Here is a 15,529-nt window from a genome sequence, read left to right as displayed (position 1 = left end):
CGTACTCCATTACTCATTGACTAAGCGTTGCCGCGGTCCCGAATCACCCAGCCCCAGCGCTGCATTGAGCTGTTCGATCAGCGCAGGCGTGGGGGCATCCAGGTGAAAATGATGACCGCCGTCGTGCCAGTGCACACGGGTATCCGCAGGCAAGGCGTTTTTTCGTTTGTCGAAGGCATTACCCGTGAACAGCCCTTGGTGTCCGAGCAGCACATGCAAAGGGCAACTGATCTGCTGCAGGAATTCACAAGCCTGACGTTCGGTCAGTTGCAGCGGTTCGGGGAGCACCAGGCGCGGGTCATGGCGCCAGCGAAAGCCATGCCCCAGATTGAGCAGGTCACGCAGGGCCAGCAAGCGTGCTCCTTCGGCACAGAGGCTGCCGTCGATGCTGTTACGCCGCTCGTTGATGGCGGCCTCCAGGTTGCTGAACTGAGCCTCTTCAGGCCCGCTGAAGCCGTGCAGGCGGGTGCGCAGCGCCAATCGCAGCAAGCGTTGCGCCTTGCGCATGTGCTCGACGGTGTTGCCGTCGTCCACGGTAAACGGTGCGCCCATGCCATCGATAAACACCATGCTGTCGATACCCCGGCTCATCGCCGCAAGAATCGACGCCACGCCAGTGCCCATGGAATGGCCGAGTACGGAAAAACGCTTCCAGCCCAGGCACTCGACCAGGGCGTTCATATCGTCGGCGTGTTCCCATAGGTAGTAACCGCTGTCGGCCCGGCGATGTTGTGAGCGTCCGTGCCCGGCCAGATCCGGGGCAACCACAAAGCAATCGCGCAACAACGGCGCGATGCGCTCGAAGGAGGCGGCATTGTCCAGCCAGCCGTGCAAGGCCAGCACCGGATGCCCGCGTTCATTACCCCAGGTACGCAAGGCAAAGTGGTTGCCATTGACGTCCAGCGATTGGTCGCGCCCGCTGTGGCCCGGACTCATGGGTGGCTCTCCCTGCGGGGCCGCCGTGTACCGGTTGTCATCCGGCCACCAGCGGCTGTGTGGTACCTGCCGAGCGCTGTAACTGCAGCAGGTCGATCTTGCCGTTGGCGGTGCGTGGCAGGCTGCTCTCGATGCTGATCGATAACGGCACCTTGTACGCCTCCAGGCCATGACGGCAACGTTCAAGCAGCTGCTCGGCGCTGAGGTTGACACCTTGCCCCAAGGTAATGAACGCACACAGCCCCTCGCCGACCGAGGCGTGTTCGACACCGACCACGGCAGCGGCTTCCACACCGTCGATGGCGTAGAGAAAGCCCTCCACTTCACTGGGGCTGACCTTCATGCCCCGAGACTTGATCATATGGTCCATGCGGCCGCGAAAATACAAATAGCCGTCCTCGTCGAGGCTGCAGTAGTCGCCGGTATACAGCACGCTTTCCCCCGGATAGCGCCCAGGCTTGAGCTTGAGTGCGGTGGCTACCGGGTTGCGCCAATAGCCGGCCATGACCGTGGCGCCACGAATCACCAGCTGTCCGACCTGATGAGGCTGATCGATACGCTGGTCCTGCTCATCCACCAGCCACAACTCGGTGTTGGGAATGGCAATGCCGACACTGCCCGGTTTGCTGTCGATGTCTTCAGGTGGCAGGTAGGTGCAGCGCTTGCACTCGGTCAGGCCATACATCGAGAAAATCAGCGCCTGGGGAAACAGCGCCTTCATCTGGGCGATATGCGGTGCCTTGAGCGCGGCGCCAGTGTTGGTGACCATGCGCACGTCGGCAAACACCGCCTCGCGCTTGCGCGCGTACTCATGCAACAGCGTCAGCATGGTCGGCACGAACGGGATCACCGTCACCTGGTATTGGCGGATCTTCCTGATCAGGAAAATCGGCCAGGTGAATTCCTTTTCCAGCACCAGGGTAGATCCGGCACTGATGGCCATGATCATCTGGTACAGGCCGTAGTCGAACGACAGCGGCAGCGAGCAAAGCACCTTGTCGGTGTCGTTGTACCCCAGGTAAGTGTGCAGTGAGGTCAGCGCCGCGAGCATGTTGCGGTGGGTCAGCATCACGCCTTTGGGCGCGCCGGTGGAGCCTGAGGTATAGATGATCGCCGCCAGGTCGAGGTCGAGGTTGCCACACGGCAACGGCTCGCCGCCGCCCTGCCCGAGCAGGCTTTCAAAGGTCTGGGCCACGGTCGAACCGGCTTCGCCATCGAGCAGCACGATCAGCTTGAGATGCGCGAGGTCGGCGATGCTCGCCGGCAGGCTGGCGATTTTCTCGGTGGTGGTGATCAACACCGAGGCCTCGGCATCGCGAACGATGTAGTCGAGGCAGTCGGCTGAGGTATCCAGACCGACATTGACCACTACGCCACCGGCTTTGAGGATCCCCCAGAAAGCGCATACTGTTTCGACGCGGTTGCCCAGACAAACCACCACCCGCTCCTGGCGCTGCAGGCCATTGACCTGCAAGCCTGCTGCCAGGCGCGCGCTGGCTTCGTCCAGCTGCGCATAGGTGTAGGTTTCATCGGCATAGATGATCGCAGCTTTGTCCGGATGCAAACCGTTGCGGGTTTCCAGCACATCCTGCAAAAGGACTTCACGCACGCTCATGCTGCACCTCGACAACGCCCAGCGGGCGCCCCACCGAGCGGGTCTGTCGATGAGCATCGATGTAACCGGCCAGGGTCGCCACGGTATTGAAATGCCCCGGAACAATGGTGTCCGGGTTGACGAAAAAGCCTTCGATATCGTCCTCAAGGCTGATCAGCAGCTCCATGGAGGTCAACGAATCCAGCCCCAGGTCATCGCGCAAGTGAGAGTCGGCCGTGATGATCGTGCCTTCCGGCAACTTCAGTACCACCCGCAGGATGTCGCTGAGCTGGCGCTGGGTAGCAAGCTGGATTTCAGGAGCTGGTTCGACTGCGGCGGCTGTACTGAGCATCGCTTCAAGCGGCACATCGGCATGACTGTCGCGAATATCCAAGGCCGTCTGCCGCGCCCTGGCGAGAAACAGCTGATTGTTGCTGACCACAACCTCGGCCGGATGACCATGACTGTGGAACAGGGTCGGCGAAGCCGAAGGACCGTAGGCGCCCGAGGCAGTCACGGCCAGAACATCGCCTTCGTGCAGGGTTTCCAGGCGCACATCGCGCCCGAGCAGGTCATCGGGACTACAGAGCGGTCCGGAGATATGGTATTCGCGCAGCGGCGCACCGTTATTGCCGGTGGCCTTGATGATGCGGAAGTTGCGTTTGAGCACCTGACCACTGCCCGCTGCCGCACCATGGCAGTTGGTGCCACCATCGGTGACGGCAAAGGTCTTGCCGTGGTTTTCCTTGATATTGTCGACCGTGACCAACAAGGCACCGCACTTGCCGGCAATGAAGCGCCCCGACTCAAGGATGATGCGCGTACGCGGGAACTCCTGGTGGAAGTCATTGAACAGCGGCGCAAGCAACTGTTTGAGCTGGGCAGTATCGAGCTCTGTTTCGTTTTCGTAGTACTTGATGCCCAGGCCGCCACCCACATCGACCATGCGCATGTCCAGTTTGTGGCGTTCAGACAAGGTGCGGAACAAGCCGAGAATGTACGCGGCGTTATCGTAGACCGACTGCGCATCAAGGATCTTGGTGCCGTTATAGACGTGAATACCCTTGATCTTGATGTTGGGCAGCGCCAGATACTCGGCGAAGTTGGCCACTGCGGTGTCTTCCTGGATACCGAAGTGAGTAGGCCGCCCGCCCATCTTCCAGGGTGAGCCGGCAGCCGAGAAATTCGGATTGATGCGAACCGCAACCGGTGCGTCACAGCCCAGCTCCCCAGCCAGGGCAGACAACTTGCGCAACTCGCTTTCCGATTCGACAACGATGGCGAACACCCCGACTTCGAGGGCTCGGCGATGCTCTTCAGGCTTCTTGTAGGGGCCTAGCAGAATAATGTCCTGCGGCGCCACCCCTGCCTTCAGGGCAATTTCCAGTTCGCCCAGCGAGCAGACCTCAGTGTTACCACCGTATGACCGGATCAGTTTTACCAGGGACAGGTTGGGATTGACCTTCAACGCATAGAAGATATCCACGCAGTCCGGCAATGCGTCACGCAACTCGTTGAAACTGCTGCGCAGCACCGCTTCATCGTAGAGGTAGGTCGGTGTCCCGAACGTCGCTTTTGCCTGGATGACGAGTTCCTTGGAAAGCTTCATCTGTTGCTCCCATCGTTCTTATAGTGTCCCGCTCTGGCGGCGGTGCTGGTCCGTGCGTGTAAGCACCGGCGCACACGCTCGATGGCGGATTGGCTTCATTGTTGATTGCGCATCACTGACACGATCTTGCGGTAAAGCTTAAAACTTTGCGCGCAAAGTTTATAGAAATTTTGAGGGCGCCCTGAAGGTGATGTCAAGGTAATTCCACTGGCACAGAGGCGTGGCAGAAAGCCACAGTGCTCTAGGAGTTTTCAGGCAGAACAGGGATAAATCGTCGCACCTTGTCCATATCAGAGGGCATTACCCCCAGCAAATACGGGGCTTTTATCTGATCCGGTGTTATGCCCAGTTTCTGAGTCTGTTTTGAATATCGGCAGGTTCCTACAGTCTGCGCCGGTGTCCTGCCCTTTTCGGCAGGACGAGCCTTACAGGAACTGTGGAAACTAGCCATGAGCACACATCAACAGGCCCAGGCCTATAACTACAAGGTGGTCCGGCAATTCGTCATCATGACGGTGTTCTGGGGCATCGTCGGCATGGCGATGGGCGTATGGATCGCCTCGCAGCTGGTCTGGCCGGAACTCAATCTTGAACTGCCCTGGACCAGCTTCGGTCGCTTGCGCCCCCTGCACACCAGCCTGGTGATCTTCGGTTTTGCCGGCAGCGCACAATTTGCCGCCAGTTACTACGCGGTCCAGCGCACCTGCCAGGTGCGCCTGTACAGCGACAAGCTGGCAGCCTTCACCTTCTGGGGCTGGCAGGCGACCATCGTCATCATGCTGATCAGTCTGCCGCTGGGCCTGACCACCACCAAGGAATACGCCGAGATCGAGTTCACCGGTGCAGTGTGGATGGCAATCGTCTGGGTCGCTTATGGCATCGTGTTCTTTGCCACCCTGTTGCGCCGCAAGGCCAAGCACATCTATGTCGGCAACTGGTTCTTCGGTGCCTTCATCGTGGTGATCGCCATGCTGCACGTGGTCAATCACCTGTCGATTCCGGTCAGCTGGTTCAAGTCCTACCCGGTCTATTCCGGCGCCACCGACGCGATGGTCCAGTGGTGGTACGGGCATAACGCCGTGGGCTTCTTCCTGACCACGGGCTTCCTCGGCATGATGTATTACTTCGTGCCCAAGCAGGTTGGCCGGCCGGTGTACTCCTATCGCCTGTCGATCGTGCACTTCTGGGCGCTGATCACCCTGTACATCTGGGCAGGTCCCCACCACCTGCACTACACCGCCCTGCCCGACTGGGCGCAATCGCTGGGCATGGCCATGTCGCTGATCCTCCTGGCGCCGAGCTGGGGCGGCATGATCAACGGCATGATGACCCTCTCGGGCGCCTGGCATAAGCTGCGCAGCGATCCGATCCTGCGCTTCCTGGTGCTGTCACTGGCGTTCTACGGCATGTCGACCTTCGAAGGCCCGATGATGGCGATCAAGACCGTCAACGCCTTGTCGCACTACACCGACTGGACCATCGGCCACGTCCATGCCGGCGCCCTGGGCTGGGTAGCGATGATCACCTTCGGATCGCTCTATCACATGATCCCGAAAGTCTTCGGCCGCGAGCAGATGCACAGCATCGGCCTGATCAACGCGCACTTCTGGCTGGCGACCATCGGCACTGTGCTGTACATCGCTTCGATGTGGGTCAACGGCATCGCCCAGGGCCTGATGTGGCGCGCCACCAACGAAGACGGCACCCTCACCTACTCCTTTGTCGAAGCGCTGGTGGCCAGCCATCCGGGCTTCCTGGTGCGCTTCATCGGGGGGGTGCTGTTCCTCACGGGCATGCTGCTGATGGCTTACAACACCTGGCGCACGGTGCGTGTGGCAGATGAAAAGCTGGCGTTGTCCAACGCCCAGATGGCCTGAGGAGAACCCCCATGAACGAGTGGCTGTATGCGCTGTATTGCCTGAACGGGGTCGTGTTCTTCTACCTGGTCACCAGCGTCTGCCTGCGCGGCCATAGCCGCGAGGTAGACGACCAGGTCAGCCTGATGCCGTTTGCCGATGACCCGGCCGCCGCACAGCGGGTCGAGCAGGCAACCGGCAAACCGGTGCCGGCGGTCAAGCCGGATGCGGCGCTGAAGGCCTGATCAGCCCGGAACACCGCAAACCTGTAGGAGCGGATTTATCCGCGATGGCCTGCACAGCAGGCCCAGTCTTTGGGGCCGCTGCGCGCCCCATCGCGGATAAATCCGCTCCTACAGGTCAACCAGCAGCTTCGCGTCCATCTTCGAAAAACGCCTTGCGTCCATCTACCTGACTGGACGCTCTGGGCAGATTGGCTGCCTCTGCGTTCGGCTTCTCTACATACCAATAGCAATGCCTGGCCGCACGCGTGATGGCCACATAAGCCAGACGCAATACTTCATCCTTCTGGGCGTTGTCGAATGCCAGCGGATCCCCCGCACGCCCCAACCCGGCCTGACGGTACACCTGGTTCTTGTACGGCGAACTGGTCAGGTGCTGGCAATCACCGAGCATGAACACCGCGTCTGCCTGCAGTCCCTTGGCACTGTGATAGGTCAGTTGGCGGAACCGGCGCTGGCTGGCTGGCAGCCCGGCCTCGTGATTTACCAAAGGTTTGATATGCTCAGATATCAATAGCTTATCGCTGCTTTTTCGAAACAACATCATCACCGATTCGCCGCGTCGGTAATGCTCCATCAACGTTTGTACCAAGGCCGCTTCGTCACGCTCAAGCACTTTGACTGGCAGCGGATCCTCTGCCGCCGGGCCACAGGCTCTGGCCTTCTTGCCGGTAATCGCCGGTGCCGACTTCACGATATGCTCGGCCGCGTCGATGATGTGCTGATGGCTGCGGTAGTTGTCGGCAAGCATCACCCGGGTATTGCCTGGGGACACAAACTCCTTGCTGAACTCCATGAAGAATTTCGGCGAACTGCCACGCCAGCCGTAGATCGACTGCCAGTCATCCCCCACACACAGCAGCGAGGAATGCTGGGCTACCCGCCCGACGTTGAGGCTTGGGCCGCGCCTGCGGATCTCGCGCAGGCAGGCCCGCAACCACGAGACGATCTGCGGCGAGACGTCCTGGAACTCGTCAATCATCAGGTGCGCCAGTGGCCGCAACAGCGGGTCAGGCAGCAAGCGCAGGTTCTCCGGGTTGTTCTCGCCGAACAGGGCAAACATGCGGTTGTAGCTCATGATCGGTGGCGACTGGGCGAGCAGGTGCGCCTCCAGGGCCTTCCAGTACAGGCCCAGGGCTTCGAAGAACTGCGCATCGCTGTCGCCTGCGGGAAAGCTCATGGCGCCCACCGCCTGGTTTACTTCAAGGCCAAGGTTCTCGATAAAGCCTGCGGCACCGACAAAGGCATCGAGCAGCGGCACCGCCGACAGCTCACCCTTGACCTTGTAATCGAAGCCCGGCCCGGCCACTGCATCACCCGCCAGGGAGGATGTCAGGCGCTTGGCTGCAGCATAGTTTTCCAACCAAATCACAGGCTTATCGCAGAAAGCTTGAAACAGGGTGCGTTTGATCACCCACTCCGCCCAGACCGGAAGCTTGGCCCCGGGACGCTTGTACTGCTGGTTTTCACCCGGATCGAAACCGAGCACGACCCAGGCGTCCAGCTCGGCGATATGGCCATGGAAGTGGAACCGGCTGCCGTTGATCTCGACTGTCTCGCGGCTCGGCTCAATACCCTTGATCGGCCAGGCGCCGGCAGAAAACCAGAGGTCTTCGAGGGTGTCGCACAGCTCTTCGTCACGGCTGGCGGACAGCTGGGTGACGGCCACGCGCTTTTGCACATCCGGGTGATCGCGGTCCAGGGCCTTGAGTTGCAGGGCTTCGCGGCGCAGGCTGGCAATCAGCTCGGCAAACCGCGGGCTGCTGTTGAGCAGGTCGCGGTAGCACAGGTTGAGTTGCTGGCGCTGGGCGTCGTTGATGCGCAGGTCGAACGGATTGCTCTCGGCATTGGCTTCGCTGCCCCCCGGCATCTCGCTGCCCAGGGTCTCGAACGCACGCACCTGGTTGAAGCCCGGCAGGCTACGCACCAGCGGCAGGATGCGCGAGTGGAAGGTACGCACCAGTTCACGAGCCTGGGCGGGACTCAGCTCAAGCTGCCAGAGGCCGAAGACCTGCACCAGACGGGCAATGAAATCCTTGCGCGACTCACGGGTGAAAGTCACCACAGTCATGGCGTCCAGCTCGTAGCCCAGGTAATGACGCAACAACAGGATGCGCAGTACCAGCGACGTCGACTTGCCAGCCCCGGCACCTGCAATCACGCAGGTAGAAGGTGTATCGCTGAAGATCATCTTCCATTGCGCCGCGCTTGGCTGGGCATACGCTGGCAGGCGCAGGGCGACGTCAGCCTTGAAGCGCTTCTTCAACTCGGCCGTCAACGGCAGGCGCCAGTCGTCGAACAGGTGGTCATCCTGCCCCGGCACGCCATGGCCGTCGGGACGCGTATCACGGATCACCAGCACCTGGCGCCCGGCTTCATAGCCGTCTACCCGCCCTTCTTCGTAGCCTTCGCGCAAACCGTCGGCGTGCCCGGTGCGCTGGCCAGTGGCGTGGCCCTGGAACCAGGAATCGCGGTGCTGGGCCTGCAAACGGCTCAAGCCCCGGCCCAGCAGGCGCGCCGCCAGGCGCCGGATCCAGGGCAATTGCGCAGGTGGAGTCAACTCCAGGGGTAGCTTGGGACGCTCTTCAGACACACTGACTCCAACAAGAAAAAACCTGCGCTCATGTTCGCTCCATCCGGCAGAAATCACCAGCTGATTGCTTGCAGATCAGTGAATTAGACGATGAAGCGTATAAAGCACCGCAACTGTATATATCTAACAAATCGATTGAAATAAGTCGAAATTTACGCTTATTTTCGATCATAGATTCAGCGATGATTCTCCCATCAACCGACTCACCAGGAGAGCCCATCATGCTGCAACTGCGCCCTTTCAAGAGCCTTGGCCATGCCAACCATGGCTGGCTCGACGCCCACCATCATTTTTCCTTTGCCGAGTACTACGACCCGCAACGGATGCACTGGGGCAACCTGCGGGTCTGGAACGACGACCTGATTGCGGCAGGCAGCGGCTTCCCGCCGCACCCGCACCGCGACATGGAAATCATCACTTATGTGCGAGAAGGCGCCATCAGCCACCAGGACAACCTGGGCAACAAGGGCCGCACCGAGGCCGGTGATGTGCAGGTGATGAGTGCCGGTACCGGCATCACCCACAGTGAGTACAACCTGGAAAAAGTCGATACGCGGATCTTCCAGATCTGGATCGTGCCGGAGCGCGTCGGACAGGCGCCTTCGTGGGGCACCCGGCCCTTCCCGAAAGGCGAGCGTGGCGAAGGCTTCGTGACCCTGGCCAGCGGTCGTGAAGGCGATGAGGACAGTCTGCGCATTCGCGCCGATGCACGCCTGGTGGCGGCAACCCTGCACGCAGGGGAAAGTGCTGAATATCGCTTTGAAGCCGGACGGCGCGGCTATCTGGTGCCGGCCAAGGGGCTGATCGAGGTGAACGGCGTGCGGGCCGAAGCGCGCGATGGTGTTGCCATTGAGGATGAGCAGGTGCTCAGGGTGACAGCGCTGGAAGACAGCGAGATCGTGCTGGTGGATGTGGCATAGCTTTAAGCCTTATCGCGGGGCAAGCCCGCTCCCACAGGGTGTTGATTCACCCTGTGGGAGCGGGCTTGCCCCGCGATGCATTTCAGACCATCAAGCGATAGCAGCATCCACTAGCGCCTGGGCTTCAGCCACCAGGCGTTGCAGGTGCTCTTCGCTAATGAAGCTTTCCGCGTAGATCTTGTAGATGTCCTCGGTGCCCGATGGCCGTGCGGCGAACCAGCCGTTGGCAGTCATCACCTTCAGACCGCCAATGGCCTGGCTGTTACCCGGGGCATGGCTGAGGATCTGTTCGATCGGCTCACCAGCAAGCTCGGTCGACTTGACCTGCTCCGGTGCAAGCTTGCTCAGCAGCGCCTTTTGCTGCGCATTGGCCTTGGCTTCAACGCGAGTGGCAAAGGGTTCGCCCAGCTCAGCAGTCAGCTCGGCATAAGCCTGGCTCGGGTCACGACCGGTACGGGCGGTGATTTCCGCCGCCAGCAGCGCCGGAATCAGGCCGTCCTTGTCAGTCGTCCAGACGCTGCCATCCTTGCGCAGGAACGAAGCACCGGCGCTTTCCTCGCCACCAAAGCCCAGGCTGCCATCGAACAGACCATCGGCGAAGAACTTGAACCCCACCGGCACTTCGTACAAGCGGCGGCCCAGACGTGCAGTGACGCGGTCGATCAGGCCACTGCTGACCACGGTCTTGCCGACGGCTGCATCCGCACGCCACTGCGGACGGTGCTGGAACAGGTAGTCGATGGCCACGGCCAGGTAGTTGTTCGGGGCCAGCAAGCCGTTCTTGGTGACGATGCCGTGGCGGTCGTGGTCCGGGTCGCAGGCAAAGGCCACGTCGAAACGCTCGCGCAGGCCAATCAGGCCCTGCATGGCGTAGGGTGAGGACGGGTCCATGCGGATCTGGCCATCCCAGTCTACCGACATGAAGCGGAAAGTCGGGTCGACCTCGGTGTTCACCACTTCCAGATTCAGCTTGTAATGCTCGGCAATCGCCGACCAGTAACGCACGCCCGCCCCGCCCAGCGGATCAACGCCCAGACGCAGGTTAGCGTTACGGATAACGTCAAAATCAATGACGTTTTCCAGGTCTGCGACATAGCTGGCCACATAGTCATGGCGGTGAGTGGTGCTGGCCTGCAGCGCCTGCTCGTGATCCATGCATTTTATGTCTTTGAGACCACCGGCCAGCAGCTCGTTGGCCTTGGCTTCGATCCACTTGGTCACATCGCTGTCGGCCGGGCCGCCATTGGGCGGGTTGTACTTGAAGCCACCGCTTTGCGGCGGGTTATGCGAAGGCGTGATGACGATGCCATCGGCCAGGCCACTGCTGCGTCCACGGTTGTAGCAGATGATCGCGTGGGACACCGCTGGCGTCGGCGTGTACTCGTCATCTTTGGACAGCATGACTTCAACGCCATTGGCCGCCAGCACCTGCAAGGCACTGGCCGCAGCCGGTGTCGACAGCGCATGGGTATCGGCGCCTACGAACAGCGGACCATCGATGCCCTTGGCCTGACGGTACAGGCAGATCGCCTGGCTGATGGCCAGGACATGATTCTCGTTGAAGCTCAGGTCCAGCGAGCTGCCGCGGTGCCCGGAGGTGCCGAACGCGACACGCTGACTGGCAATGCTGGCATCGGGCTGGCCGGTGTAGTAGGCGGTCAACAGGCGCGGGATATCCACCAGCACGGAGGCTGGAGCCGGTTTGCCTGCCAAAGGACTGAGCTTCATGCAAAACCTCAAGAAAGGATGTTCAGGGTAATGAAAACACGGAGTTTACTGGCACTTTGACAAGCACGCGATGCCAATGCTCCCCGCTGCCGTGATTATTTCTGCTGCGACGCCCACCAGGCCGGAAACATGCCCTGCACCCGCGGCTCGGCAAAGCGATCGTCGATCAGCATGACCATACCCCTGTCGTCTGTGCCGCGAATCACCCGCCCGGCGGCCTGGATGACCTTCTGCACCCCGGGATACAGGTAGGTGTAGTCGAATCCGGCGCCGAACAGCTGGGCCATGCGTTGCTTGATCTGCTCGTTCACCGGGTTGACCTGCGGCAGCCCCAACGTGGCGACAAAGGCGCCGATCAAGCGTGTGCCAGGCAGATCGACGCCCTCGGCAAAGGCCCCACCCAGCACAGCGAATCCCACACCACGCCCCTGGGGCTCGAAGCGTTGCAAAAATCCCTGGCGCTGCGTCTCGTCCATCCCCGGCGCCTGGCACCACTGGACGATGTGCGGATGGCTTGCTGCCAGCATTGCAGCCACCTGTTGCAGGTACTCGAAGCTGCTGAAGAACGCCAGATAGTTACCGGGCGCTTCGGCAAACTGCGCAGCAATCAGCTCGGCGATCGGCGCCACCGAGGCGGCTCGATGCTGATAACGGGTCGAGACATGGCTGACTACCTGCACGCGCAATTGCTCGGCAGCAAAGGGTGAAGCCACTTCGAGCCAGGCGGTGTCGGCCGGCATTCCGAGCAAATCGGCGTAGTAGTGCCTTGGGCTCAGGGTCGCGGAAAACAACGTGACGCTGCGGGCGCTCGCCATGCGCGGGCCGATCTGTGCCGCCGGTACCACATTGCGCAGGCACAGGGTCGACAGGCTGCGTTTGCCCGGTCCCTCGCGCTTGCTGATATCGAAGAGATAATGGGCGTCGAACAGCTCACTGACGCGGATGAACTGCAATGCATCGAAGAAAAACTGCAACAGTGCCGGATCAAGCCCGGTGGGTTGCTGGTTGAGTTGCTCCTGAATCAGACCGACACACTGCTGCAACGCCTTGAGGAACGCCTCCGGTAACGCCTCGACCACTTGATAAGGCGCCACCTGCGCCTTGTGCAGGGCATTCCACTGACGGTTAAGGCGATCCAGCGCACTGCCCATGCCAGCCGGCTTGCTCCGGCGCAAGGCCTGCAACTGCCATTGATCGAGGCTGGCGCTGTACATCTGGCGCGCCCGCTCCACCAGGTTGTGCGCCTCATCCACCAGCACCGCCACACGCCACTGATTGACCTGAGCAAGACCATGGAGCAAAGCACTCTGGTCGAAATAGTAGTTGTAGTCGGCCACCAGCACATCGACCCAACGGGCCATCTCCTGCCCCAGGTAATAAGGGCAGACCTGATGAGCCAGGGCAGTCTCGCGCAATGCGGCCTTGTCGAGGATGGTCAGCGCCTGGGCCGCCTGGCGAGCAGCGGGCAGACGGTCGTAGAAGCCTTTGGCCAAGGGGCAGGCCTCGCCATGACACGCCGTGCCGGGATACTCGCAGGCTTTGTCGCGGGCCACCAGTTCCAGGCTGCGCAAGGCAAGCTCGGGAGAGCTGTCGTGGACCTGATGCAGGGCTTCCAGGGCCAGGGCACGGCCCGGCGTCTTGGCGGTGAGAAAGAAGATCTTGTCCAGCTGCTGCGGGACCATAGCCTTGAGCAACGGGAACAGGGTGCCGAGGGTCTTGCCGATACCGGTGGTGGCCTGGGTCATCAGGCAGCGCCCGGTACTCACGGCCTTGTACACAGTCTCGGCAAGATCGCGCTGGCCGCGGCGCATCTGCCCATAAGGAAAGCCCAGCGCCTGCAGCCCGGCGTCGCGCCGGGCCATCCGCTGCAGTTGCTGTTCGGCCCAGTGCAGGAAGATCGCGCACTGGGTATTGAAGTACTGCTCAAGCTCCAGCGCACTGCAGTGCTGTTCGATCAGGGTCTGGCTGTCGCTGTCGACATCCAGGTACACCAGGGCCAGATTGATTTCGCTGAGCTGACGTTGCTGACAGAGCAGCCAGCCATAGACTTTGGCCTGGGCCCAGTGCAACTGCCGGTGATTGTCCGGCTGGCGCCCCAGATCGCCGCGGTAGGTCTTGATCTCCTCCAGGCGATTGAGCTGTGGGTCATAGCCATCGGCCCTGCCGCGCACTTGCAAAGCCCCAAACTGCCCCTCCAGGCTGACCTCGGCCTCGAATCCCGGCCCACGCCTGGCCACCACCCGTTGATGGCCGCTGATGCCCTCCTGGGCGGTGGGCGACGGAGTGAAGCGCAAGTCCAGGTCGCCAACCTTGGCGCTGAACTCGCACAATGCCCGCACTGCCACGCGATAACTCATGGTGTCGGCGTTATCCAGCGCACATGGCACACCTCGACCGGCAGGCCATGCTCGCTACAGAAATCGATCCAGCGCAGTTGGTTATCCTGCAGGCGGTCACCCGGCCCCTTGACCTCGATCATCCGGTAACGCTGCTGTTCGGGCCAGAACTGGATCAGGTCGGGCATGCCGGCGCGGTTGTTCTGGATATCTTCGAGCAAACGCTCGAAACAGCGTTTGAGGTGCAGTGCTGGCAGGCAGGCCAGAGCCTGTTCAAGCAGCGTTTCGTCGAGCACCTGCCAAAAGACAAAGGGCGACTGCAGGCCCTGTTTGCTGACGAAGTGCCGGCGGATGGTCTGCCGGTAGCGACCATCCTCCAGTTGCTCCAGACAGTCAGCGAACAAAGCACTGCGCCGCACCTGAAACTCCGGATCGTGCAGGTCCTGCGGGGCGCTCTGGAACGGGTGAAAGAACGCGCCCGGCAACGGCGCGAAAATGGCTTCCCAACACAGCAGACCAAACAGACTGTTGAACAGGGTGTTCTCCACGTAATGCACCTGACCGCCCTGCTCTTCCAGGTACAGTTGCGCCGCCTGCTCTACCCCCAGCGCCGCCTGCTCCAGCGGCAATTGCAGCTCGATCAGGCCAGTCTGCGTTTTCACCCGTCGTCGCTGCGGCGGGCCACCCAGTTTGCGCTGCAGGCGTGGCAGGATCCGCGTCAGCGCCTGGACTTCAATGGGGCTAGCAGGTTGTGAGGCAACTTCCGTAGCCAGGCCATGAGCCTGGTCCCACTGTTCACTGCGTTCGAGCACCCGAATCCGTCGAATCCGTGCTTGCGGGTGCTGGCTGCGCGGGTAGATCCGCAGCGCCAGGTCCCAGTCGCCCATACGCTCGCTGTGCTGGCCAAGCTGATACAGCAGGCGCGAGCGGCGACGTCGCAGCCAGGGGTTATCGCTGTCCAGTGACTCGACCTGCTCCAGCACCTGCGACAGCGGCGCACCCTGCTCGAGCAACTCGGTGCAATGGTGCAGCGCCAGGGCCAGATCAACATCGCTACGTTGACGCAGCGCCCGCGATTCTTCACTGAACGCCACTTGCTCGTAGCGCAGCAGACCCAGGTCCGCCAGGACGAATTCCGACCAGTCCTGATACAGGTTGCCGAAGAACAGCAGGCGAAAGCGATCACACAGCGCTTGCAGTTGCAGGGTAATGATCGGTTCGGCGAAGCCCGGCAACCAGTCTTGCAAGGGCCGAGGCGGCAGTTCGAGCGCTTGCAACTGGGCGAGAAGCTCGGCCTTGGCCGCCCTCGGACGCGTCAGTTGCGGCGCAAAACCACTGACGATTTCTTCCTTGCGCAACACCTGGAACAGCTGCTCAAGACTCAAGGGGCTAGCGTCAGTGACCCAGCCCCGCGCCAGCAAAGGCTGCAAGGCCGGCAGCGGCGGCCCGATTTCTTCATACGCCAGCTTGCTCGGGCGAAACAGCTCGCCTTTGCGCATCACCATGCGCACCAGCAGCGCCCGGGCAGCACGCGGTTGCTCAGGGAACTGCGCAATGAAGGCGCGCTCGCTGTCGTCCAGCAGGTCGGCATAGCGCAGCGCAATCCACTGCAGCACTTGCTCGAAGTTGTGCAGGTAATAGAACGGGTCGTCGACAGAGTGGGCAATCACGGCAAGGCTACTTGCAGGCATGGATGGCACTGGTTATACATACAG

10 protein-coding genes are annotated in these 15,529 nt (G+C 61.3%); 3 read left to right on the top strand and 7 right to left on the bottom strand.

Translation table 11 applies throughout. The features are described 5' to 3' along the window. Window positions 1–9: 9 nt before the first annotated feature. Genes ACVI9W_RS24070 through ACVI9W_RS24060 form a run of 3 tightly spaced genes read right to left on the bottom strand, consistent with a single transcriptional unit; the run spans window position 10 to window position 4,139 of the window. Window positions 10–936 carry an alpha/beta fold hydrolase gene (locus tag ACVI9W_RS24070; RefSeq protein ID WP_461531497.1) on the bottom strand — a complete coding sequence of 309 codons (927 nt, stop codon included), beginning with the start codon at window positions 934–936 and terminating at the stop codon, window positions 10–12. Window positions 937–973: 37 nt separating this feature from the next. Next, window positions 974–2,551: a class I adenylate-forming enzyme family protein gene (locus ACVI9W_RS24065; RefSeq protein WP_461531496.1), complete on the bottom strand. Its 1,578-nt coding sequence runs from the start codon at window positions 2,549–2,551 to the stop codon at window positions 974–976. Beyond that, a complete protein-coding gene (locus tag ACVI9W_RS24060; RefSeq protein WP_461531495.1) occupies window positions 2,538–4,139 on the bottom strand; it encodes a phosphopantetheine-binding protein in 1,602 nt (533 codons plus the stop codon). Before ACVI9W_RS24060 ends, ACVI9W_RS24065 begins: the two co-directional genes overlap by 14 nt. 449 nt (window positions 4,140–4,588) lie before the next feature. Here ACVI9W_RS24060 and ccoN point away from each other — a divergent pair, with 449 nt between their 5' ends. Together ccoN and ACVI9W_RS24050 are read left to right on the top strand one after the other, a co-directional pair. Then, on the top strand, window positions 4,589–6,016 hold the full coding sequence (gene ccoN, locus ACVI9W_RS24055; RefSeq protein ID WP_461531494.1) for a cytochrome-c oxidase, cbb3-type subunit I: 1,428 nt from the start codon (window positions 4,589–4,591) through the stop codon (window positions 6,014–6,016). Window positions 6,017–6,027: 11 nt separating this feature from the next. After that, window positions 6,028–6,240, top strand: a complete 213-nt coding sequence (locus tag ACVI9W_RS24050; RefSeq protein WP_461531493.1) for a cbb3-type cytochrome c oxidase subunit 3 — start codon at window positions 6,028–6,030, stop codon at window positions 6,238–6,240. Window positions 6,241–6,355: 115 nt separating this feature from the next. On the opposite strand, the gene ACVI9W_RS24045 is transcribed toward ACVI9W_RS24050, so the two are convergent. Next, the gene (locus ACVI9W_RS24045; RefSeq protein WP_461531492.1) at window positions 6,356–8,830 is read right to left on the bottom strand and encodes a UvrD-helicase domain-containing protein; all 2,475 of its coding nucleotides are present in this window, start codon (window positions 8,828–8,830) and stop codon (window positions 6,356–6,358) included. Between the two features lie 221 nt (window positions 8,831–9,051). Here ACVI9W_RS24045 and ACVI9W_RS24040 point away from each other — a divergent pair, with 221 nt between their 5' ends. Beyond that, the gene (locus tag ACVI9W_RS24040; protein WP_461531491.1) at window positions 9,052–9,750 is read left to right on the top strand and encodes a pirin family protein; all 699 of its coding nucleotides are present in this window, start codon (window positions 9,052–9,054) and stop codon (window positions 9,748–9,750) included. Between the two features lie 90 nt (window positions 9,751–9,840). On the opposite strand, the gene pgm is transcribed toward ACVI9W_RS24040, so the two are convergent. From pgm to ACVI9W_RS24025, 3 genes are all read right to left on the bottom strand, one after another. After that, complete coding sequence (pgm, locus tag ACVI9W_RS24035; protein ID WP_461531490.1) at window positions 9,841–11,478, bottom strand: phosphoglucomutase (alpha-D-glucose-1,6-bisphosphate-dependent); 1,638 nt, start codon at window positions 11,476–11,478, stop codon at window positions 9,841–9,843. A 95-nt stretch (window positions 11,479–11,573) separates the two neighbouring features. After that, window positions 11,574–13,835: an ATP-dependent DNA helicase gene (locus tag ACVI9W_RS24030; protein ID WP_461531489.1), complete on the bottom strand. Its 2,262-nt coding sequence runs from the start codon at window positions 13,833–13,835 to the stop codon at window positions 11,574–11,576. Then, the gene (locus ACVI9W_RS24025; protein WP_461531865.1) at window positions 13,832–15,484 is read right to left on the bottom strand and encodes a VRR-NUC domain-containing protein; all 1,653 of its coding nucleotides are present in this window, start codon (window positions 15,482–15,484) and stop codon (window positions 13,832–13,834) included. Before ACVI9W_RS24025 ends, ACVI9W_RS24030 begins: the two co-directional genes overlap by 4 nt. Window positions 15,485–15,529: the final 45 nt, after the last annotated feature.

The sequence above is a fragment of the Pseudomonas sp. 210_17 TE3656 genome (assembly GCF_054821965.1).
Note: the sequence above shows the minus strand (reverse complement) of the source record. Positions and strands in the feature narration are given on the sequence as shown.